Genomic DNA, 23,572 nt, shown 5'->3' with positions numbered 1-23,572 from the left:
TTTTATAGACTGAAATCAATTACACCTTAGCGTAATTGCATCCGAATTTTGAAATGAATTTGGGCCTACCCGATGTATACAACATTATTCAACTTCTTGTCGTTATTTCGGCTCTAATTATCGTATTGATGAATGAGCACTTGTCGAGGTTTACTACCCTCTGAAGGCCCGACAATACCGCGTTGTTCCATTTGATCGACTATACGAGCAGCTCTCGAATAGCCGATACGGAAGCGGCGCTGCAACATCGAAACAGAGGCCGTTTGCATACTTACAACTAACTGCACAGCCTCATCAAACAATTCATCCGTTTCTTCTAAAATTGTGTCTTCTTCAGTCGGAATCATTTCCTCCTGATACTGCGCCTTTTGCTGTTCTATAACAAAGTTTACAACTGACTCAACTTCTTGATCTGATAAAAAAGCACCCTGCACACGTTTTGGTTTAGATGCACCGGCAGGTAAAAACAGCATATCTCCTCGACCGAGTAAACGTTCTGCTCCACCCATATCTAATATCGTTCTAGAATCGATTGCTGACGACACCGCAAAGGCAATGCGCGAAGGAATATTTGCTTTAATAACACCTGTCAACACATCTACACTTGGTCGTTGAGTTGCGATTATTAAATGAATCCCTGCTGCACGTGCCATTTGTGCTAAACGTGTAATAGAATCCTCTACATCACTTGAGGCTACCATCATTAAGTCTGCTAACTCGTCTACAATTACCACAATATAAGGTAATTTCGGATGTTTTTCATCCGTTTGTTCATTGACTTTTTGTACATGACCATTGTAGCCTTCGATATTACGAGTACCTGTATGAGAAAATAGATCATAGCGGCGTTCCATTTCTGCCACAACTTTCTTCAGCGCTTGAGACGCTTTACGTGCATCCGTAACAACTGGTGCTAGCAGATGAGGAATCCCGTTATAAACATTCAATTCCACCATTTTCGGGTCGATCATCATCAGCTTTACCTCATGTGGTTTTGTACGCATTAGGATAGATACGACAATACCATTTATACACACACTTTTCCCACTACCTGTTGAACCTGCAACAAGTAAATGCGGCATTTTATTGAGCTCAGCAAGTACTGCCTGTCCAGTAATATCACGACCAAATGCGACTTGCAATAATGCTTCTGGTTTTGCACCGTCTTTAGCCTCTAACACTTCCCGTAGTGTAACAATAGCTACTTCACTATTCGGTACTTCAATGCCAATCGCTGACTTTCCGGGAATAGGTGCTTCCATACGAATATCCTTCGCAGCAAGTGCTAAGGCAAGATCATCCTGTAAGTTTACAATTTTACTTACTTTCACACCTATATCTGGTAGTATTTCATATTTCGTTACAGCTGGGCCTAAATGAACCTGCGTTACTTTTGCCTTTACACCAAAGCTTTGCAAAGTTTGCTCTAGCTTTTTCGCATTTGCCTGTATTACAGAATATTCGCCACTTTGGTCATGCTGTGGAGGTAATTGTAATAAATTAAAAGAAGGAAGTTGATAATCTGCATTTTCTACAGCATCTGTGCCTTCAATATGGACATCATCAACAATCTCACCATGTTCAATATCTTCATTTTCAACAGCTGCAAATGCTTCTCGTTCATGAGACACATTTTGAGTAAAGGCAGAGATAATTGGTTCATGAGAAACCTCTTCTTCCTCTTGTACCTCAGGCTCCTGATCGACAGCTGCTATTTCATCTTTGCTTTCTACTTTTGAACGACGATTTTTAAGTTTCTTTGGCATATTTTTTTTCTTATCACGATGTTTCTTTTGCCATTTGCCAAAAAGGTCGGGCATTTTTTCCGCTAAATATGGAACAAGCGCCTTTCCTGTTACTAAAATTAGTCCGATAAAGAAAATAACCCATGCAACAACCTTTGCACCCGTTGCCTCAAATAATACATGAAGAGCACTAAATAACAGTGCACCTATCATACCGCCGCCAAGTGCATTACTTCTATGGATGATACCATCAGTACTAATTAAAATTCTCCAAGATTCTCGCAAAACAGAGTCTGATAATAAACCACCAGATTTTGATAATTGCTCAAAAAGAATGCCATGACTAAAAATTGTTAAACTCATAACAATTAAGAACATACCTAATATTAGACGATCATAAATACTTACTTTTTTCCGACCAATCATCAGTAACAACGCAACAAATATAAGCATAAATGGCACAGCAAAATGTAAATTTCCTAAAAGAAACATTGCTATTGTTTCTAGAATACGTCCTATCATGCCATATTCAAAAATCATAATAACCGCTAACGCAATTAAGATAAGCCCTAATATTTCATACATAAGCGGATGCATTTCTTTTTTTTCTGTAGTCGTTTTTGCTTTCGTGACTTTTCTTTTTTTACTAGTCGCCATCTATTTCACCTTCTTTTGTAGTCCTTCTTTATATGTAGCGAATAATAACATGTAGAACTTGATTATTTCAAAAAAAGAATCTTCACCATAACATGTGGTTGATTTCCGTTCCGGCTGTGCGCTTTTATCGCTGCCGCTTCGCTTTCGCGCAGATAAAACATTTGCCGCTGACGCTTCGCTTTCGCGCAGAGCAGAGCTTCCTGGGGGCGTCCGATGAGCCGCTGTGATCCAAGGAGTTGCCCAGCCTCCACTCCAATCAACTTATTATACATGGCATATGTTTTACCAAATGACATCCACAACTTTTGGTGATGAGCCTACACACGGCGTATATCACAATAAGCGTCATCTCTAACTTTCTAGATTGAGCTAAAAAAAGGATTTTCCACCGTTTACATTCGGTTAGAAAATCCTTTTTCATTCAACGATGATCTTTCGTTTTTAATATTCCATAATGATTGGGATAATCATTGGGCGGCGCTTCGTTTTTTGGAATAAATAAGTATTCAGTGTATCTCGAATTTCTTGTTTAATATTTGTCCATTCAAATGTATCTTTACCAACGTATTTTTCTATAACATTTTTTGCAATATCAGAAGCTTCCACCATTAATTCTTCTGATTCGCGTACATATACGAAACCACGCGATAAAATTTCTGGACCAGATGCAATTTTCTTTTGAGCACGGTTTAATGTTACGACAACAATGAAAATACCATCTTGCGATAATAGCTTACGATCGCGAAGTACTATGTTACCTACATCGCCAACACCAATACCGTCTATTAATACATTACCAGCTTGTACACGGCCACTCATTCGCATTTTACCATTTTTATATTCTACAATATCCCCTTTATCGGCGATAAAAATTTGTGATTTTTGCATACCTAGCTGTTGAGCAAGCTTAGAGTGAGCAATAAGCATGCGGTACTCACCTTGCACTGGGATAAAGTACTTTGGTTGCATTAAGTTTAGCATTAACTTTAAGTCCTCTTGGCTACCGTGACCCGACACATGTACATTTTTGCTAGATGTTAGAATCTCAGCTCCTGCTTTTGCGATAGAGTTCATCGTATTAGCCATCTGCACTTCCATACCAGGAGACGGTGTAAAAGTAATTAATACTGTGTCGTTTTTCTTAATTTTAATGTCTCGGTGATGTTTGCGGACGATTTTTTCTAACGCATCAAGTGGCTCCCCTTTATTACCTGTAGCAATAATAATAATCTCATCATCTTGATACTTTTGCATTTCTGAAATAGGGATGATTGAATCTTCATCTACTGTTAAGTAACCTAGCTGTACACCTAAATCCACAGCTTTTTCTAAAGGTTTTCCTACAATGACTACTTTACGGAACGACTTTTGAGCTTGTGAAAATACTTGTTGAATACGAATAAAATTCGATGCATATACAGCAACTAAAATACGACCTGGTGCTGAATGGAATGTTTTTGATAATTGCTCTTCAATCACAATCTCAGATGTCGTATAACCTGGTCGCTCAGCTTCACACGACTCAGATAACAGCATAAATACGCCTTCTTCCCCTAGCTGAGCCATCTTTGCTAAATCAGGTTTAAATTTTCCTGTCGCTGATTGATCGAATTTAAACTCACCCGTATGAACAATTGCTCCTTCAGATGTATGGAACACTACCCCTAACGAATCGGGAATACTATGTGTTGTATGGAAGAATGTCACATACGTTGAGTTGAAATTCATACGACTACGGTTCGTAACCTCAAAGAATTTCACCTGATGTGGTGCAGGCAATTCCTTTAAATGTTCCTTTGCAAGTGCAATTGTTAATTTTGATCCGTACACTGGTGCTTTCACTTTTTGTAATACATAGGCTATCGAGCCAATTGCATCTTCATGACCATGTGTTAAGAAAATCCCTTTTACACGATCTTTATTTTCTTCTAAATACGCAATATCTGGAATTACAATATCAATGCCCAACATTTCATCTTCAGGGAACATTAATCCGCTATCCACCACAAATAACTCATCGTCAATTTCTACTACGTACATTGCTTTTCCAATTTCGCCCACGCCACCAAGTGGGATGATGCGAATTAATTCATTTTTCTTTTTTGTCAATTTGTTTCCTCCTAAAAAATATCCCGAACAGCAACCACTTAAGATTTATTATACGGTTTGCAAAGCTTTTGCACAAATTAAAAATACATCTTTCATGATGGAAACAGAAATTTATTTCTAATTTCATTACTAATAGATGGAAAGAAGGTTAAGCATGTGGCATTGTTAAAGGTCTAATTTTTGTCTTTTATTAAGCGTCGTAGCTTTTTGGGATTGGATATATCGCCGTTTGTAATCCATTCTCTGTAAGGTTGTTCTAGCGCCGGAGCGGATTTCGATCATACTTGAGCATTTCCCCTCTTACTCGAGCGGATATCCGCCTTACCTGAGCAGTTTTTCCTCCTACCCGAGCGGATACTGTCTTATCCGAGGGGGCCTTCTTCCAGGGCTATGGTCTTATTCTTTTATATTTCTTACAAAAGAAAAAAGACCGTAAACAAACTAAAATTTCTCACGTTTGTTTACGGTCTGAGGATTTAACTAAAGGTACTTATTTTTCTAAAGCTTCTCGCTTTTTCTTGATAAGTATCCCAAATTCGGTCAAAGTTTGCTTTTTCTTCATCTGTCATTTCCATCATTGGCAGACGAACATTAAGTGTATCAAAGCCTAATTTGGTCATCGCGTATTTTACAGGCGATGGGTTTGGCTGAGCGAACAGCGCACGTACAAGTGGTAATAATGCTCGGTGAATTTTGGCCGCTAGCTCGTGATTTCCTTCTTCAAACGCTTTAATCATTAATTGCATATCATTACCAACAACATGGGCAGCCACTGAAATAACACCTGCTCCGCCGATTGCTAGTAGTGGAAGTGTTAAACCATCATCCCCACTATATACTAAGAAGTCATCATCTGAATCAACATTCTCAATAACATCGCCCATTTGATCTAAATTGCCGCTCGCTTCTTTAATCCATGCAATATTAGGAATTTTACTTAAAGCAACGGAAGTTTCATAGGCAACATTGACACCTGTACGTCCTGGCACATTATAAAGCATGACAGGTAAACTTGTTTCTTTAGCAATTGTTTCAAAGTGCGCAAAAATACCGCGTTGATTTGGCTTATTATAATACGGTGCTACAAGCATGATACCATCCGCACCATTTTCTTCAGCCTTGTGCGTCATTGCAATAGAGTAAGCAGTTTCGTTATCCCCAGTACCTGCAATAACGGGTACACGACCTGCTACTTTTTCTACTGTAAAGCGTACAACTTCAATTTTTTCTTCTGTGGACATAGTTGGGTTTTCAGAGGTTGTGCCACATGCGACAATACAATCTGTACCATTATCAATCAAATGATTAATAATACGTTCTAGTTCTGGATAATTAATCGTGCCATCTTCTTTGAACGGCGTAATCATCGCCGTTCCAATTTGACCTAAATTCATCCTTACACCCCTCTTATAGTAAGTTATCCTCCAGCATTGCTTCTGCAATTTGAATAGAATTTAATGCAGCGCCTTTTAAAAGATTGTCAGAAACGATCCATAGGTGGAATCCTTTTTTATTGTCTAAGTCTTGACGGATACGTCCTACATAAGTAGCATCTTCCCCTTCTGCATAGATAGGCATTGGGTAAGTTTGTGTTGCGATATCATCTTGTAATACTACACCTGGTGCACTGCGTAATACTTCAAAAATCCCCTGTACCGTTGCTTCTTTTTCTACTTCAATATAAACAGATTCAGAGTGTCCTGAAACGACTGGCACGCGAACACAAGTTGCTGCTACGTTTAGCTCTGGTGCATTCATGATTTTTTTCGTTTCATTAATCATTTTCATTTCTTCGTATGTAAAGCCATTGTCTGTAAATTTATCAATTTGTGGAATGACATTACGTGCGATTGGGTAATGACGTTTGTCGCTACCAGAAGGTAATATATTTGCTTCTACATCCTTACCTGCATCCCAGTTTGCACTTTGTGCCTTTAATTCCTGAATAGCAGAAATACCTGCACCTGAAACGGCTTGGTATGTTGATACAATAATTTTAGTTAAGCCAAATGCGTTACGAATAGGTTCAAGTGCAGCCATCATTTGAATCGTAGAGCAGTTTGGATTCGCAATGATCCCTTTATGCTTAGCAAGATCGCCACGATTTACTTCAGGAACAACTAGCGGTACGTCTGGATCCATGCGGAAATGGCTCGTATTATCGATAACTACTGCACCGCGTTTTGCCGCTTCTGGCGCCAGCACCGCTGATACCGAACCACCCGCTGAGAATAAAGCGACATTGACGCCTTCAAAAGCTTCAGGTGTCGCTTCTTCAATTGTATATGTTTTACCATTAAATTCGATTGGTTTTCCTGCTGAACGTGCAGAAGCTAAAAACTTAATATCTCCGATTGGAAAATTCCGCTTAATTAGTTGCTCCATCATTTTTGTGCCAACTGCCCCTGTTGCTCCAACAACCGCAACTGTTAACTGCTTTGTCATCTGTCATCTCTCCTTGAATACAAGTTCTATAATGTGTGCTATTGTATCATAAAAATACTGAAAATTGTGTGTAATTCGTGAATTATTTGAAATATTGTACTAACAGCGGTTGTAATTGCTTTTTCTCAGTAATTGCTTCATGAACAGTCGCGACCATTTGATCGAAATCAGCAATCAAGGAATTTGGCTTTGAATGTGGTGAGTCCTGCCCAAATGGAATAAAATAAATGTTTTTAGCATTAAGCAACCTCATAATATTCATACCATTTAAGCCAAGAGCATCATTTGTTGATATGCCTAAGACAACAGGTGAACCGTTACGTAATGTTGCCTTTGCAGCCATTAATACCGGACTATCGGTTGCTGCATTAGCAAATTTACTTATACTATTACCTGTCATCGGTGCTATTACCATCGCATCCAGTGGATTGGATGGTCCGAATGGTTCTGCCTCTTTAATAGAAGAAATAACCTTTTCTCCAGTTAATTCCTCTATTTTTGCAATCCACTCCTCCCCCGTACCAAAACGCGTAGCCGCATGTAAAACGGAATGCGTAATTATTGGAATAACTGTTGCTCCTGCATCTATAAAGTTTTGAATTTTAGGTACTACATCCTCATACGTACAGTGGGAGGCTGTAATACCTAAACCAATTCGTTTCCCCGTTAGCAATTTTCTTCCTCCTCTATTGCCTTGCACAATATTGTAGCTGCATCATGTGCAAAGTATTTCCCAGGCAATGATGGTAATAGCACATATGTTTGTAATTGTTCAGCGTCTATATCTAAACAGCCAGGTTCTGAAGCCAAATCATAAAGGACTGCTGGGACATGCTCTTGGAATGATTCTGTAATCCACTTAGCTGGAATCGTATTAATAAATATCCCATCATTAATTGACCATTGGCGATCATCTAAATTCGTTGCTTTATAACCATATGCCTTTGCTTCACTCACTTGTACAACCGAACGCGCTACTATATGGACATTAGCGCCCATCTTGACGAGTAAAGATGCGAGCATTTTGGCTGTGCGTCCAAAACCTGCGATAGTAAAGTTTTGTCCGTAAATACATTTTTGCTCGAGTCCGTAAAACGTGGCGATAAATCCCTCCGCTGTTAATCTTGCGTTTTGCCAAATGAAAGATTCTTGTTGTAAATAGCAATTCGTTTCATTTCTCTCAAGCAATTGCTTCCAATGCATAGTCAAACGCCCTGTATAAAACTTAACTTGAGATATCCCATAAAGCTGTTCCACTTCAATTTTTAGTGGAAGAATAGGAAGAATAATTCTATTTGGTTGGAATTCCAATACAAGCTTATTTAACTCTTCATTCCAAACGGATGTTCTTTTATAAAATACCGTTCTCGATGGGCTTCTTAGCATTGTAGCTAATTCCTTTAACCTTAGATCCTCACCGATAACAAGCCATTTTTCATTTTCCAAAAGCTCACCTCACTGTAAAAATTCTGACTGTACCGTAGTTGTTTTGTTAAATAAAATCCGATCTTCACCAATTAGTATAATTTCATGCCAAGGTATCATTTCACTAACTTTCACTTTCTTTTTTTGGAATGGCAATTTATCTTTAACAATCTCAAAACCATGAATTTTTCCTGTTTGCACATCTAATAGACATTCCGTATGTGCCAATATACCAAAGTGTACGCCACCCTCAACTTGAATTAACTCTTTATCCACCATCTCTGATAGTAGCATGCCTCATCTCCCTCCTTGAACCGTTACCCCAATATATGCCGAGTTTTTGCAATTCGTGACCCTTACCCAAAGTATGAAAATATTGCATTTACCAAATCAACCGTATATAGTGTATATATACAGTTGTGCGAGGTGAGGAATTTATGCATATCCATTTAAGCAACGCTAGTGATAAACCCATTTATGAGCAAATAACCGTACAGCTTAAGGAAGCGATACTAGCCAATAAATTACAGGCGGGCGACGCACTTCCATCTATTCGTGCACTTGCAAAGGATTTAAAAATTAGCGTTATGACAACGAAACGTGCTTATGCTGATTTAGAGAGGGATGGATTTATCGAAACGGTAGCTGGGAAAGGAAGCTTTGTTACAGAACGAAATCAAGATTTTCTACGCGAGGAATTATTGCGTCAAGTTGAAGAACATTTGCAAAAAGCAGTGAAAACGGCCAAAACTGCGGGAATGACAAAAGAGGAATTACAGGAGTTACTTTCATTAATTTTGGAGGAGGACAACTAAATGAATGCTATTGAAGTTCATGATTTACAGAAGAGCTTTGAAGGGTTTTCTCTTAATGATGTAAGTTTTTCAGTACCTCAAGGAACTGTCATGGGTTTTGTAGGAGAAAACGGTGCTGGGAAGTCTACTACAATTAAATGCGTACTTAACTTACTCAAAAAAGAATATGGCGAAATTTTGCTATTTGGTAAGGATGTTGTCGAACATGATTTATCGATAAAAAACGACATCGGTGTGGTTTTTGACGATTTACACGTGCCCGAAACACTTAATGCGACGCAACTCGACAAAATTATGAAAAAAGTTTTTAAAACATGGGATTCAGGCTATTATTTTGAGCGATTAACGCAATTTAAAATTCCAAAGAGGAAGAAGGTTAAAGAGTTATCCCGAGGAATGAGGATGAAGCTGTCCATTGCATTAGCCATGTCGCATCATCCAAAGCTGTTAATTTTAGACGAACCAACGAGTGGACTAGATCCGATTATACGTGATGAAATTCTTGATTTATTTTTAACGTTTATGCAGGATGAAACACATAGCATTCTGTTTTCTTCTCATATAACAAGTGATTTAGAAAAGATAGCCGACTATATTACATTTATTCATAACGGCGAAATTCTATTTAGTGAAGGTAAAGACGTGCTGCTCTATGAGTACGGAATATTTAAAGGCAATAAAGAGGAAGTAAGTGCAATACCAGAACATGCCATTATAAGAAAACGTAATGGAGCCTTTGGTATAGAAGCCTTAGTTCTAAAAAATGAAGTAAATGAGGTATTTTCCCTTGAGAAGCCTTCTATAGAGGATATTATGCTATTTTATGTGAAAGGTAGTGTTTGATTATGGCAGGTCTCATCTTGAAAGATTTAATGTCGATTCAACGTCAAATAAAAGCACAGGCCATCATGTTGATTTTCTTCCTATTTATATCAATTTTTATGCAACAAGGTTTAATACTCTTTACAATTATTATATTTATCGTGACCTTTCAAGCTATAACTGCTCTTACGTATGATGAACAAAGCAACTGGGATAAATATGCAAATACTTTACCCATTTCAAAAGGGGACATCATACTTAGTAAATATATACTTAGTATCCTTCTTATGCTTTTTGGGCTTATCATTGCACTACCGATTGTATTTATCATTCATCGTTTTACGAATAACTGGGCATCAGCAGAGTTTTTTCTAACATTTAATCTTCTTGTGACATTAGCCTTTTGTATGCTAGCACTCTTATTACCGATCTACATTAAATTTGGTTCTATAAAGGGAAGAATGTTTCTTATTGCTCTTTGCTTCATACCTGGTTTCTTATTTAGTCTATTAAAAGATTACTTTCCAGATATGACATTAACATTATCCAACTTAAAACAGTATATGTTTTTAGCTCCTTTTGCCGGACTTTTAATCTTATGGCTGTCCTCTCTCATTTCAATCGCAATATATCAACGCAAAGAATTCTAGAAGGGGCGGAGACAATGCAGGATTTACTTTTACAAAGAATAATGGTGCAAAAATGGTCCGTTCTTTGTATATAGCAAGAGAGGTAATTTGAATAGGGAAAGTATTATGTCAATGAGATTAAGGTGTCCTAATCAATTAAATAATTCTTTTATTATAAAGGAAAGCGTGACTAAAATAATAGTATGATACATTGCGTTGTTTGGAGAAGCATCGCTCGACTCCTGCGGGAAAGCGAGACAGACGAGACCCCGCACGAAGCGAGCGTAATGCTTCGGAAAACAACAGTAGAGTCACAGTGCCAAATGAAAAAAGCGAGGTATTCAACGATTTAATCGTTGAATACCTCGCAATGTGAGAAGATATGGACTTTTTCAGTGCCCTCCCTATTTATGGCAACCTTTTTTTAAGCTTCTGGGCCAATAATTGAAATGGCTGGCTCAGCTTTCATGATTTTTGCTATTAAGCGGTCGATCGATTCCATTGATACTGCATCGATTGACGCTAATACTTCATCAACTGAACGATGTTTGCGATGCACTAACTCACTTGTACCGTTGCGATTCATACGAGCACCCGTACCCTCTAGACCGAGTACAAAACTACCCTTTAGCTGTTCCTTCGCATTTATAAGTTCTTCCTCAGTCACTCCACCTGCTACGATATCAAGTAATGTCGCATCAATTGTATGTTGAAGCTGTGATAATTGCTGACGACTTGTACTACCATAAATCGTAAATGCTCCAACATCAGCATAACAAGATTGGTAAGAAAATATTGAATATGCTAAACCACGTTCTTCGCGTACTTCTTGGAACAAACGAGAGCTCATATTACCACCAATAATATTATTAAGTGCAATAAAGCTATACATATCTGGATCCTTTACACCAATTGCTGGATAAGAAATGGCTAAATGCGCTTGCTCCGTATCACGAGTTTTTGAAATCTCTCCTGGATAAAAATGAGGATTCGAAAGCACAGGCTCAACTGCAAGTGGAGATGGCTGATATTGGCCAAATAAATCTTCAATTGTTTGCATAAGCTTTGCAGAAATATTTCCCGCTATTGAAATAACAACTGATTCTGGACCATAATGTTTAGCCATATAGTTACGTATCATATCTGCTGTAAATGTTTTTAATGTAGCCGCAGTTCCTAGTATTGGGCGACCGAGTGCATCGTTTGGATACATGACTCCCCATAGCTTTTCATGAACATCGTCATCAGGTGCGTCTTCACTCATTAATATTTCCTCTAGTACAACTTGTCTTTCCTTCTCTAATTCTTCTTTTGCAAACGTAGAATTAAAGAACATATCTGCTAATATTGTGACTGCAAGCTCAGCATGATGGTCTAAAACCTTTGCATAATAACAAGTATTTTCCTTGGATGTAAAGGCATTTAACTCTCCACCAATTCGGTCAAATTCTTCAGCAATTTGGCGAGCTGTTCGAGTTTTTGTCCCTTTAAAAAGCATATGTTCTATAAAATGCGTAATGCCATTTTCCTCAGGTAGCTCATAACGAGATCCTGCATTAACAAAAATGCCTAGCGCAACGGATCTTACATGATCGATTTGCTCAGACACAATACGCACACCATTCTGACATGTATGTACTTGTACCATAAAATCTCCCCCAATTATAACTCTGGTTCTACATCAAAGGGTAAGGCACCATGTGAAGCTTCCCACAAATATTATAGAACCAAATTCCTTATACTTTATTTAAAAAAGGCTGCGCATTATACGCAGCCTTTTCTACAATTTATTATTTATCTTGCTCAGCGCGTTCTTTTTCCTCTTGGATAACAACTTTACGAGATAAATTCACACGACCTTGCTTGTCGATTTCAATAACTTTTACAAGTAATTGATCGCCAAGTTTTAAGACATCTTCAACTTGTTTTGTACGTTCCTCTTGAATTTCAGAGATGTGAAGTAAGCCATCTTTTCCTGGGAATATTTCACAGAATGCACCGAATTTTTCAATACGTTTAACTGTTGATAAGTAATACTCGCCAACTTTTGCTTCACGAACGATGTCTTCGATAATTTGTTTTGCACGAGCGTTCATTTCTTCATCTGCAGAAGAGATGTAAATTGTACCATCTTGCTCAGTATCAATTTTTACGCCAGTTTCTTCAATAATTTTATTAATTTGTTTACCACCAGGTCCGATGACATCGCGAATTTTATCAGGATTAATTTTCACGATTACAATTTTCGGTGCAAATGCAGATAATTTTTCACGTGGTTCTGCAAGAGTAGCAAGCATTGATTCTAAAATGTGCATACGTCCAATTTTAGCTTGTGTTAATGCTTCTTCTAAAATATTGCGTGATAAACCATCAATTTTAATGTCCATTTGAAGTGCTGTTACACCTTTAGCTGTACCTGCAACTTTAAAGTCCATATCTCCAAGGTGGTCTTCCATACCTTGAATATCAGTTAAAATAGAGTAATGTTCGCCTTTTTTAATAAGACCCATTGCAATACCTGCTACAGGTGCTTTTAATGGAACACCAGCATCCATCATCGCTAACGTTGAAGCACAGATAGAAGCTTGTGATGTAGAACCGTTTGACTCAAGTACTTCTGATACACAACGGATTGTATATGGGAATACTGATTCATCTGGAATTACCGCATCAAGAGCACGCTCTCCTAGTGCACCATGACCGATTTCACGACGACCTGGTCCACGAATTGGGCCTGTTTCCCCTACAGAGAATTGAGGGAAGTTATAGTGATGCATAAAGCGTTTTGATTCTTCTACACCTAAACCGTCGATAATTTGTACATCACCAAGTGCACCTAATGTACAAATAGAAAGGGCTTGTGTTTGTCCACGCGTAAATAATCCTGAACCGTGAGTACGTTGTAATAGGCCTGTTTCAGAAGAAAGTGGACGGATTTCGTCTAATTTACGACCATCTGGACGAACTTTATCTTCTGTAATTTGACGACGTACTTCGTCTTTAACCATTTTATCTAGAATTGTATAAACTTGCTTCATTGTTACTTCATCCGCTTCTTGCTCTTCATAAGAAGCAATAACACGGGCTTTTACCTCTTGAATAGCCTCATCACGTGCATGTTTTTCTGCTGTTTGAATGGCATCATGCATGTCAGTCTCACAAGCTGCTTTTATATCTGTTTGAATCGCTTCATCAATTTCAAATAATGTTATCGGTAATTTTTCTTTCCCTACTTCTGCAACAATTTGCTCTTGGAAAGCAATAATTTTTTTGATTTCTTCATGACCGAACATAATAGCTTCTAGCATTACTTCTTCCGGTACTTCTAGTGCACCTGCTTCAACCATGTTGATAGCATCCTTGTTACCTGCTACAGATAAATGGATTGTTGATTGATTAGATTGTTCTACTGTTGGGTTCACGATAAATTTACCGTCAATATAGCCAACTTGTACACCTGCAATCGGTCCGTCGAATGGAATATCCGAGATAGCTAACGCTAATGATGAACCAACCATTGCAGCCATTTCTGACGTGCAATCTGGATCGTTAGACATAACCATTGAAATAACTTGTACTTCGTTACGGAAACCGTCTGGGAACATCGGACGAATTGGACGGTCAATTAAACGGCTTGCTAGTATTGCTTTTTCAGATGGACGTCCTTCACGTTTAATAAAGCCACCAGGAATTTTACCTGCTGCATATAAACGTTCTTCATAGTTTACTGTTAATGGGAAGAAATCAAGTGGTTTCGGTGATTTTGACATTGTTGCTGTTGAGAGCACAGAAGTATCACCATAGCGTACTAATACGGCTCCATTTGCTTGTTTTGCTAACTGTCCAACTTCAATTACAAGTTGACGGCCAGCCCATTCATAGGAATAGACTTTCTTTTCGTTCATTCAATGAACCCCTCTCTATTATAAAAACACTTACTTCGTCTGTATGTACTAATAGTAAGTGTACCAAAAATGCTTGTTCTATGCTAAATATTTCATGAAATAATAATACATTTAAATTCAGTTATTGCCAATTTATTTAGGATTTATTTCTGTATTTGATTGGAACAGTATTCTTTTGCTTAAAATTCATGTCATATATGCTTTTTTTCTCAATAGTAAAGTTTACTGTCTTCTTAAAGTTTATTAAACATAAAGAAAAAGCGGGATTAATCCCGCTTTTCGATGCCAATTAGCGACGTAAGCCTAAACGAGTGATTAGTTCACGGTAACGTTGTACGTCAGTTTCACGAAGATATTTTAATAAGTGACGACGACGACCTACCATTTTAAGAAGACCACGCTCAGAGTGGAAATCTTTTTTGTGTGTACGTAAGTGAGCGTTTAGAGCGTTAATATCCTCTGTTAATACTGCAACTTGTACTTCTGGAGAACCAGTGTCACTTTCGTGAGTACGGAACTCAGCAATAATTTCGTTTTTACGTTGTTTTGAAATAGCCATTTGTATGGACCTCCTAAATAATTGTTAATCCCCATTAGCACAGTAAACGTTGGAGTCATCGATATACCGAGCTAAGGTTAAGCATATTATGCACTTATGAATGTTACCATAAATCAAAAGGTCAAGCAAGCGTTAACGTTAGCCTACTTATATGGTAAAGTAGTTTTAATTTGCAAACTCGATAAAATATGGCTCACACCGTAACATGTGTGGTTGATTTCCGTTCCGGCTGGGCGCTTTTATCGCTGCCGCTTCGCTTTCGCACAGATAAAACATTTTGTTGCTGCCGCTACGTTAGCACTACGCTTTCGCACAGAGCAAAGCTTCCTGGGGGCGTCCGATGAGCCGCTTGGGCCAACAGGATGTTGGTCACGAAGGCGTTATCACAGGACGTGATGCTCTTCCCCTATGTGCTGGCCCAGGGTCTCATCTGTGACGCTGATCCACAAGGAGTCGCCCATCCTCCACTTCAATCAACTTATATTCATGGTATACGCTTTAACTTTTGGTAATAACCTTAAAATATTCAATTGCTTCTTGTTTATCCTTTTCGATTTGTGCTTTCAATGCTTCAATACCATCGAATTTTCGTTCACTTCTTATACGTTTATACCAAGCGACATGCACTTCTTCACCGTAGATATTTTTTTCGAAGTTTAGTATATGGACTTCGATGGATAATTGCTTGTCATTTGGATCTTTAAATGTTGGTTTATAGCCTACATTACATACACCATCATACCAGTTATTTTGAACAAGTAATCGAACCGCATACACACCGCTCGCGGGGATATAAGTACCCTCTAACGCTTGGACATTTGCAGTTGGGAAACCTATTGTACGTCCTCGTTTATCACCATGTACAACGATACCCGTAATTTCAAATGGTCGTCCTAGAAGGAGTCTTGCTTCTTCCATATCTCCCTCTTGCAAAAGCTTACGGATACGTGTAGAGCTAATTTTTTCAATATCGTCGGTTTTCTTTTCAACAACCGTTACACCGTAATCTCCATTACTCAATGCACGCATATCTTCCATTGTACCTTTACCAAATGCACCAAAAGAATAATCAAAGCCAGCTGTAACATGCTGAATGTTCAACTCACGAATAAATGTATCAATAAATGCATCCGGTGAAAGCTTTGCAAAATCAGATGTGAAATGTACAACAAATGCTGTATCAACACCCTGTTCTTCAAAAAGCTGCAATTTTTGCTGTAATAACGTTATATAAAATACTTTTTCGTTACGTCCGCCAAGCACTAAAGAAGGATGTGGATCGAATGTCATAACAGCCGTTGGAATTTGACGCTTGTCTCCTTCTTCCTTCGCTGCCTTAATAACCGCCTGATGCCCTCTATGTACACCATCAAAAAAGCCAAGTGCTAATGAATACGGCTGCATGCTTTCTCGTTGCTGTAGTTGGTGTGGGTATTTTAAATGAATGACCTCCATACAAAAAATCCTCCTACTCTATCGTCGGAAACATCTTATGTGGCTTCATAAACCCTTCCTTTGTAGGATGGGCATGATAGACCGCAATTGCTTTCCCACTGATTCCAAAAACAATTTTATCATGTATCTTTAATAATGCATCCGCGGGAAGCACTTGTCCATTGAAAATTTCTTTTTCATTAGCAGAATTTATCTCAATATATGGATAATCTGTTAGTGCATACTCAACTGGTAAAATACATGTATCAATTTGTTCAGCTTCCATCAGCTCAGCAACTTGTGCCAACGTAAAGCAATTTTCTTGTGTAAATGTACCTGAAGCTGTGCGTACGAGCTCTTTCATATGCGCAGGATAGCCAAGTGCCGCTCCGATTTGCACAGCTAGTGTTCGAATATACGTCCCTTTACTACATGCTATACGTACAGGGAATGTAATTTCTTGTCCTTCATATATTTCTATATCATCTAGTAGCTCTAATGCATAAATAGTAACCTGACGTGTAGGTCTTTCGACAAATTCGCCTTTTCGAGCATATTCATAGAGACGTTTACCATTTACTTTGACAGCTGAAAACATCGGTGGCGTTTGCTGAATAACACCTGTTAGCGAGGCTAAAACTTCTTGCAATTGAGTACGTGTGAACTTTTTATTTGTACTATCTTGCTCAACCGTTTCTCCTTCTGCGTCCTCAGTTGTCGTTGTACGGCCAATCGAAATAACAGCTTCATAGGTTTTTCCTGCATCAGTTAAATATTCTGCGATGCGTGTTGCTTGACCAATACAAATGGGAAGAACCCCCTCAACACCTGGATCAAGTGTCCCTGTATGCCCAACTTTTTTGGTACGTAAAATTTTTCGTAATTTAAAGACGCAATCATGACTTGTCATGCCACGTTCCTTCCAAAGCGGTAAAATACCGTTCATAAATTTCCTCCTAAAATCAATTCATTTTTAGCATCATAATCAATTTTGCCTCGGCATAATTGCGTCCGGAATCGGCTTTGTGCTTAGGCTTGCATGACCGTTGCACTTACGTTATAAAAGACATTTTGATAGATTTACATAATCTTCTGTTGCATTTCCTATGAATGTAAAAAGTCTGCCTGCATGAACATGCATATGGCAGACTTTTTTAAGTTAAGCTTATTCTTCGTGTAAACCACGTAGCAATGAATCAATACGGTTCCCATATTCAATCGATGAATCGAATTCAAAGATTAGTTCTGGTGTACGACGTAAACGGATTCGTGAACCGATTTCTGAGCGAATGAAACCAGAAGCCTTTAATAAAGCTTTTAGTGTTTCCTCTTTTTCACGTTCATTGCCTAGAGTTGTAATATAAATTGTCGCTTGCTGTAAATCACCTGTTACCTCAACACCAGTAACAGTAACGAAACCAACACGCGGATCTTTTATTTTACGTCCAATAATATCACCAAGCTCTTTTTTCATTTGCTCAGCGACACGGTTTGAGCGTAGAGACATAGTTTGTCACCTCAATTTCGATGTACAGATCGTTGTGTCCTACTTCACATATATCTATATGCAAGATATGACTAAAAACAAACACAACGATCTAATGTTACTTATAGATAGTCTCTCCACACATTTAGCTGTTCCCAAGCCGGATTTGACTGTAAGTAGTGGAGCGCGTGATTAATTTCACGCTCGGCTGCTTCTTTTGAAGAAGAAACAGCAACAAGCGCTAATTTTGTGCGTTGCCATACATTTTGATGGTCAATTTCCGCAATGGATACATTAAATTTTTGCTTCGTGCGGGTAAGCATACGCTGTAAGACAGCACGTTTTTCCTTCAACGAATGGGCAGTTTGAATCATGAATTCAACCTCTGCATAAACAATCATTATGCACGTTTAACTTCTTCCATAATATAGGCTTCAATAATGTCGCCTTCTTTAATATCGTTGAAGTTTGTAATTGTAATACCACATTCGTAACCTTTTGCAACTTCTTTTACTTCATCTTTGAAACGTTTTAGTGTATCTAATTCACCTTCAAAAATTACTACGTTTTCGCGGATTATACGTACGCCAGAATCACGAGTTACTTTACCTTCTGTTACGTATGAACCAGCAATAGTACCAACTTTTGATACTTTAATTGTTTGTCGAACTTCTGCTTGACCAATAATTTTCTCGACGAATTCTGGATCAAGCATACCTTTCATTGCTTGTTCAATTTCCTCGATTACTTTATAGATAATGCGGTGTAGACGAATATCTACGCCCTCTTCTTCTGCTGCACGTTTTGCATTGACATCTGGACGAACATTGAAACCAATAACAATTGCATTTGAAGCCGCAGCAAGAGAAATATCTGATTCTGTAATCGCCCCAGCGCCAGTGTGAATAATTTTCACGTTTACGCCTTCAACATCAATTTTCATTAATGATGCAGCCATAGCTTCTACAGTACCTTGAACGTCAGCTTTAACAATTAAGTTTAGCTCTTTCATTTCGCCTTGACTCATTTGTTCGAATAAGTTATCAAGAGTTACGCGTTGTTTTTCTGAACGTTGTGCTTGAATCGCTGACATTGCACGAGTTTCTCCAACTTGGCGTGCTGTTTTTTCATCTTCAAAGACAACGAAACGGTCACCAGCTTGTGGTACTTCATTTAAACCTGTGATTTCTACTGGCGTTGATGGTCCAGCTTCTTTCACGCGACGCCCTTTATCGTTCACCATAGCACGTACACGTCCGTAAGTATGACCAACAACAATTGGGTCCCCAACTTTTAATGTTCCATCTTGTACTAAAAGAGTTGCTACAGAGCCTCGACCTTTATCTAGCTGTGCTTCAATTACTGTACCTAGTGCTAAACGGTCAGGGTTTGCTTTCAATTCTCCAACTTCAGCAACAAGTAGAATCATTTCTAATAATGTGTCAATGCCTTCACCTTTTAACGCAGAAATTGGTACGAAAATAGTTTCGCCGCCCCAAGCTTCAGGAACTAGGCCATGCTCTGTTAATTCTTGCATCACACGGTCTGGATTAGCTGAAGGTTTATCCATTTTATTGACTGCAACGATAATTGGTACTTCTGCTGCTTTCGCGTGGTTAATCGCTTCTACTGTTTGTGGCATAACACCATCATCAGCAGCTACTACTAAAATCGTTAAATCCGTTACTTTCGCACCACGCGCACGCATAGTTGTAAACGCAGCGTGTCCTGGAGTATCTAGGAACGTAATTTTTTTGTCGCCTTCAGTTACTTGATAAGCACCGATATGCTGAGTAATACCTCCAGCCTCTCCAGCCGTAACTTTTGTATTGCGAATAGAATCTAATAATGTAGTTTTACCATGGTCAACGTGCCCCATAATTGTCACTACAGGTGGACGTTCTGATAAGTCCGCCTCGTTAACTTCTTCTGTTTGTTCGAAGTGTGTTTCTAAATCCGTAATATCTACACGAATTTCTTCTTCAACTTCTACACCATAGTCTGCGCAAATTAGTTCAATTGCATCCTTATCTAATTCTTGGTTAATTGTTGCCATTACACCAAGCATAAATAATTTTTTAATAATTTCTGATGGCTCACGGTGTAATTTTTTTGCTAATTCCGCTACAGAAAGTGATTCAACAAAAGTAATTTTTTCTGGTAATTCCTTTTGTTTCACTGGTAGACTTGGTTGATGTGTTTTTGGATGGCGACGTTTCCCGCCATGAATTCCTGGTTTTGGACGTTGGTTGTAACCGCCGCCACCTCTACGATTATTATTATTATTATTATTATTATTATTATTATTGTTATTTGTCATATTTCGATTTTGACTACCTTTTGTATTCTTAGATTTTTCGTTAGACGAATTTGAGTTTTGATGCGTTTGTTGCTGATTATTTGTTTTAGGCTTAGAAGTAGCAGATTGTTGCTTTTGCCCTTCTTGCTGTTTCACCGATTGCTGTGGTTTTTGTTGGCCATTAGATTGTGGTTTTTGCGATACGTTTTGAGTAGGTTTCTTCACTGCTTTAAATGTTTGGTTTAACTTTGCCACAATGTCTTTTTCTAACATAGACATATGGTTTGTTACACTCATATTTAATTTATTTAGTGCTTCAATAACCTCTTTACTCGTTTTATTCACTTGTTTCGCATATTCATGAACTCTGATTTTGGTCATCTGCTCACCCCCGATTATTTTTCGTTGAGTAGACTAGACAATTTGCTTGCAAAACCTTTATCGGTAATAGCTAAAGCCACTCGGGCCTCCTTACCTGTAGCATGTCCTAGATCATAACGATCACCAATTACATGATACTCAACGTTGTAATACGTGCATTTATCTTGAATTTTTTTGCTAGAGTTTTTAGAAGCATCGTTTGCAAGCAGTACTAGCTTAGCATTACCATTGCGGACTTCCTTTACTACTAACTCTTCTCCTGAAATCACTTTACGGGCTCTTGCCGCTATTCCAAGCAAATTATGCACTGCTTGATTGATCATATAATAGACTCCCTACGAATCAACAAAATAAGTTCCTCGTAGATTTCTTCAGGGATTTTCACATCAAGTTGGTGCCCTAAAACATTTTTCTTACGGGCGATTTCAATCGCCTTCTCCGATTTAGAGACATAGGCACCACGTCCGGGCTTTTTCCCGGAGATATCAACACTTACCTCGCCCTCTTTCGAACGAACTACACGAATCATTTCTTTCTTTGGTAGCATTTCTCCAGTAGCTACACATTTTCGAAGAGGTACCTTTTTATTAATAGCCATAAGAATCACCTTTCCTCTCTGAAGCTTGTCGTAAGAGGTGGACTAGCCATGCGCTACATTGGCCATAAACTCGGATTTACATTAAACCCACAGAATTTTCCATTGTAGGCCTCTGCCATTATTCAGTTGGCGCAGCCCAACGCCCACTGAATAATGGCAGCTAACTAGTCACACGGGCTTTCTTACTTATTCTTCGTCGTCTTGATATAAGTCAACTGCCACATCATCAAAATCACTTTCTTCATCCTCAGCAGGTATGAAAGTGCTTGTAGCAGATGGATAAATACCTAACTCACGAGCATCTGTTTCACTCTTAATATCAATTTTCCAGCCAGTTAGCTTGGCAGCTAAACGTGCATTTTGTCCACGTTTACCAATTGCCAGTGATAATTGATAGTCTGGGACAACAACCGTAGTTGATTTTTCTTCTTCATTTACTTGAACATCTAAAACTTTTGATGGGCTAAGAGCATTTGCTACAAATACAACTGGATCTTCTGACCATTCAACGATATCGATTTTTTCGCCGTTTAATTCATTTACAATTGTTTGCACACGAGCACCTTTTGCCCCTACACATGAACCTACTGGATCTACCTCTTCGTTATGTGCATGAACAGAGATTTTAGAACGATCTCCTGCTTCACGAGCAATTGACTTAATTTCTACAATACCTTCATAGATTTCAGGTACTTCCATTTCAAATAAGCGGCGTAATAAACCCGGATGTGTACGTGAAACAATAACTTGTGGTCCGCGTGTTGTTCGTTCAACCTTTGTAATATAGACCTTGATGCGATCATGTGGACGATACGTTTCACCTTGAATTTGTTCGTTTTGTGGTAATGCAGCCTCTACTTTTCCTAGACCTACATAAATATTACGAGCATCTAGACGCTCAACTACACCCGTTACGATATCATCTTCACGGTCCACATATTGCTCGTAAATTATACCGCGTTCTGCTTCACGTACACGTTGTGTAACAACTTGTTTCGCTGTCTGTGCAGCAATACGACCAAAGTTTCGAGGCGTCACTTCCTGCTCAACCACATCATCCAGTTGATATGCAGGGTTGATAGCCTTGGCATCTTCTAAAGAGATTTGTAAACGATCATCCTCTACTTCTTCAACAACATCTTTGCGTGAAAAAACACGAATAGAGCCCTTATCTAAATTTAAGTCAACACGAACATTTTGTGCTTGATTGAAGTTGCGTTTGTAAGCTGTAACTAATGCCGCTTCTATTGCTTCAATTAACACATCTCTTGAAATTCCTTTTTGTTCTTCTAGCGCATTTAGCGCATCTAACAAATCACTACTCATTTTTGTTTTCACTCCTAAATATGCATTATGCTTAAAAATCGATGGCAAGTCGTGCCAATGCGATTTTTTCTTGTTCAATTGTTACTGTAATTTTACGCGTTTTAATGCGTACTTCCATCACTAATGTATGTTCATCATATGAGGTTAAGTAGCCTTGGAATTCCTTCATGTCCTTGATGGGCTCATAGGTTTTAACATAAATAAATTTGCCAATCGCTTTTTCAAAATCAGTATCTTTTTTTAATGGACGTTCTGCTCCAGGTGAAGAAACTTCTAAATAATAGTTTTGTGTAATTGGATCATTTTCATCCAATAGCAAACTTAGTCGTTCACTAACTTGAGCACATTGTTCAATGTCAATTCCACCTTCAGGTGTATCCACATAAACACGTAAAAACCAGTTACGTCCTTCTTTTACGAACTCGACATCTACAAGCTCAAGATTCAACTCTTCAACAATCGGTTTAGCGAGCTCTTCAATTAAAGATGGTACTTTGCTCATTGTTTCCTCCTGTATCTATCTAATTCTTGCGTAATAAAACAGAAATTCCACCAGTAGCTTTGGTGAAATTTAACGGTCTTACCTGCTGTTAGTCAAAAATTTGTTTTGCTACGGTATAACAACAGAAAAGAGCGGGAAGGTCCCACTCTTTTGCTGGAAAAATATCAACAAATTATTACCATAAGGATAGCATAGTTTACAGCACAATGCAAATTTCCTTATTCTAGACGTCTATTTGGTATGGCCATAATTGTGTCTAGAAATTGAAAGTTGTGCTAAATTAGGCTCATCACCGTAACGTGAAGTTGATTTCCGTTCCGGCCGGGCACTTTCCCGTGGGCGCCCAGCTTTCACTTTAATTTACTTATATACATGGTATCCATTTTAGCAAATGACATCCTCAACTGGATTAGCCTTAATTTGAACATAAGACAG

The 23,572-nt window shown here is 38.4% G+C and carries 23 protein-coding genes; 3 read left to right on the top strand and 20 right to left on the bottom strand.

Going from position 1 to position 23,572, the window contains the following annotated elements:
- Positions 1-113: 113 nt before the first annotated feature.
- The 8 genes from ACQKMV_RS03235 to ACQKMV_RS03200 form a co-directional block, all read right to left on the bottom strand.
- Complete coding sequence (locus tag ACQKMV_RS03235) at positions 114-2,402, bottom strand: DNA translocase FtsK (RefSeq protein WP_427502327.1); 2,289 nt, start codon at positions 2,400-2,402, stop codon at positions 114-116.
- A 62-nt stretch (positions 2,403-2,464) separates the two neighbouring features.
- The gene (locus tag ACQKMV_RS03230; RefSeq protein ID WP_427502326.1) at positions 2,465-2,698 is read right to left on the bottom strand and encodes a hypothetical protein; all 234 of its coding nucleotides are present in this window, start codon (positions 2,696-2,698) and stop codon (positions 2,465-2,467) included.
- A gap of 145 nt (positions 2,699-2,843) precedes the next feature.
- Positions 2,844-4,511 (bottom strand): ribonuclease J, encoded by a 1,668-nt coding sequence (locus ACQKMV_RS03225; RefSeq protein ID WP_427502325.1) that lies wholly within the window; start codon positions 4,509-4,511, stop codon positions 2,844-2,846.
- A gap of 476 nt (positions 4,512-4,987) precedes the next feature.
- Positions 4,988-5,905, bottom strand: coding sequence for a 4-hydroxy-tetrahydrodipicolinate synthase (gene dapA / locus ACQKMV_RS03220; protein ID WP_427502324.1), 918 nt, complete (start codon positions 5,903-5,905; stop codon positions 4,988-4,990).
- A gap of 13 nt (positions 5,906-5,918) precedes the next feature.
- Positions 5,919-6,956, bottom strand: coding sequence for an aspartate-semialdehyde dehydrogenase (locus tag ACQKMV_RS03215; protein WP_427502323.1), 1,038 nt, complete (start codon positions 6,954-6,956; stop codon positions 5,919-5,921).
- 82 nt (positions 6,957-7,038) lie between these two features.
- The gene (locus ACQKMV_RS03210) at positions 7,039-7,629 is read right to left on the bottom strand and encodes a dipicolinate synthase subunit B (RefSeq protein WP_427423835.1); all 591 of its coding nucleotides are present in this window, start codon (positions 7,627-7,629) and stop codon (positions 7,039-7,041) included.
- Positions 7,623-8,402: an NAD(P)-dependent oxidoreductase gene (locus ACQKMV_RS03205; protein WP_427423834.1), complete on the bottom strand. Its 780-nt coding sequence runs from the start codon at positions 8,400-8,402 to the stop codon at positions 7,623-7,625. The genes ACQKMV_RS03210 and ACQKMV_RS03205 overlap by 7 nt, the downstream gene beginning before the upstream one ends.
- A 9-nt stretch (positions 8,403-8,411) precedes the next feature.
- A complete protein-coding gene (locus ACQKMV_RS03200; RefSeq protein WP_053594254.1) occupies positions 8,412-8,675 on the bottom strand; it encodes a sporulation protein, YlmC/YmxH family in 264 nt (87 codons plus the stop codon).
- 143 nt (positions 8,676-8,818) lie between these two features.
- Between ACQKMV_RS03200 and ACQKMV_RS03195 the strand changes: the two genes are divergently transcribed.
- The 3 genes from ACQKMV_RS03195 to ACQKMV_RS03185 are packed head-to-tail and all read left to right on the top strand — an operon-like array spanning position 8,819 to position 10,668.
- Positions 8,819-9,196, top strand: a complete 378-nt coding sequence (locus tag ACQKMV_RS03195) for a GntR family transcriptional regulator (RefSeq protein ID WP_427502322.1) — start codon at positions 8,819-8,821, stop codon at positions 9,194-9,196.
- Positions 9,197-10,039, top strand: coding sequence for an ABC transporter ATP-binding protein (locus ACQKMV_RS03190; RefSeq protein WP_427502321.1), 843 nt, complete (start codon positions 9,197-9,199; stop codon positions 10,037-10,039).
- 2 nt (positions 10,040-10,041) lie between these two features.
- On the top strand, positions 10,042-10,668 hold the full coding sequence (locus ACQKMV_RS03185; RefSeq protein WP_427502320.1) for an ABC-2 transporter permease: 627 nt from the start codon (positions 10,042-10,044) through the stop codon (positions 10,666-10,668).
- Positions 10,669-11,071: 403 nt separating this feature from the next.
- Here the strand turns inward: ACQKMV_RS03185 and ACQKMV_RS03180 are convergent, their stop codons facing one another.
- From ACQKMV_RS03180 to rimP, 12 genes are all read right to left on the bottom strand, one after another.
- Positions 11,072-12,295, bottom strand: a complete 1,224-nt coding sequence (locus ACQKMV_RS03180; RefSeq protein WP_427502319.1) for a M16 family metallopeptidase — start codon at positions 12,293-12,295, stop codon at positions 11,072-11,074.
- A 142-nt stretch (positions 12,296-12,437) separates the two neighbouring features.
- Positions 12,438-14,552 carry a polyribonucleotide nucleotidyltransferase gene (gene pnp / locus ACQKMV_RS03175; protein ID WP_427502318.1) on the bottom strand — a complete coding sequence of 705 codons (2,115 nt, stop codon included), beginning with the start codon at positions 14,550-14,552 and terminating at the stop codon, positions 12,438-12,440.
- 289 nt (positions 14,553-14,841) lie between these two features.
- A complete protein-coding gene (rpsO, locus tag ACQKMV_RS03170; protein WP_427502317.1) occupies positions 14,842-15,111 on the bottom strand; it encodes a 30S ribosomal protein S15 in 270 nt (89 codons plus the stop codon).
- A 498-nt stretch (positions 15,112-15,609) separates the two neighbouring features.
- On the bottom strand, positions 15,610-16,566 hold the full coding sequence (gene ribF / locus ACQKMV_RS03165; protein WP_427502316.1) for a riboflavin biosynthesis protein RibF: 957 nt from the start codon (positions 16,564-16,566) through the stop codon (positions 15,610-15,612).
- Between the two features lie 13 nt (positions 16,567-16,579).
- On the bottom strand, positions 16,580-17,491 hold the full coding sequence (gene truB / locus ACQKMV_RS03160; RefSeq protein WP_427502315.1) for a tRNA pseudouridine(55) synthase TruB: 912 nt from the start codon (positions 17,489-17,491) through the stop codon (positions 16,580-16,582).
- A 219-nt stretch (positions 17,492-17,710) separates the two neighbouring features.
- Positions 17,711-18,052 carry a 30S ribosome-binding factor RbfA gene (gene rbfA, locus ACQKMV_RS03155; protein ID WP_100543905.1) on the bottom strand — a complete coding sequence of 114 codons (342 nt, stop codon included), beginning with the start codon at positions 18,050-18,052 and terminating at the stop codon, positions 17,711-17,713.
- Positions 18,053-18,153: 101 nt separating this feature from the next.
- Positions 18,154-18,432 carry a DUF503 domain-containing protein gene (locus ACQKMV_RS03150; RefSeq protein ID WP_053483261.1) on the bottom strand — a complete coding sequence of 93 codons (279 nt, stop codon included), beginning with the start codon at positions 18,430-18,432 and terminating at the stop codon, positions 18,154-18,156.
- The gene (gene infB, locus ACQKMV_RS03145; RefSeq protein WP_427502314.1) at positions 18,432-20,711 is read right to left on the bottom strand and encodes a translation initiation factor IF-2; all 2,280 of its coding nucleotides are present in this window, start codon (positions 20,709-20,711) and stop codon (positions 18,432-18,434) included. Before infB ends, ACQKMV_RS03150 begins: the two co-directional genes overlap by 1 nt.
- A gap of 14 nt (positions 20,712-20,725) precedes the next feature.
- The gene (locus ACQKMV_RS03140) at positions 20,726-21,034 is read right to left on the bottom strand and encodes a YlxQ family RNA-binding protein (protein WP_053483263.1); all 309 of its coding nucleotides are present in this window, start codon (positions 21,032-21,034) and stop codon (positions 20,726-20,728) included.
- Positions 21,031-21,309 carry an RNase P modulator RnpM gene (rnpM, locus tag ACQKMV_RS03135; RefSeq protein WP_427423825.1) on the bottom strand — a complete coding sequence of 93 codons (279 nt, stop codon included), beginning with the start codon at positions 21,307-21,309 and terminating at the stop codon, positions 21,031-21,033. Before rnpM ends, ACQKMV_RS03140 begins: the two co-directional genes overlap by 4 nt.
- 186 nt (positions 21,310-21,495) lie before the next feature.
- Complete coding sequence (gene nusA, locus ACQKMV_RS03130) at positions 21,496-22,635, bottom strand: transcription termination factor NusA (protein WP_427423824.1); 1,140 nt, start codon at positions 22,633-22,635, stop codon at positions 21,496-21,498.
- A 31-nt stretch (positions 22,636-22,666) separates the two neighbouring features.
- Positions 22,667-23,137 carry a ribosome maturation factor RimP gene (rimP, locus tag ACQKMV_RS03125; RefSeq protein WP_079560495.1) on the bottom strand — a complete coding sequence of 157 codons (471 nt, stop codon included), beginning with the start codon at positions 23,135-23,137 and terminating at the stop codon, positions 22,667-22,669.
- Between the last annotated feature and the right edge of the window lie 435 nt (positions 23,138-23,572).

It is taken from the genome of Lysinibacillus sp. NPDC094403 (assembly GCF_050278745.1).
Classification (GTDB): domain Bacteria; phylum Bacillota; class Bacilli; order Bacillales_A; family Planococcaceae; genus Lysinibacillus.
This window is presented reverse-complemented; position numbering and strand designations above follow the sequence as displayed.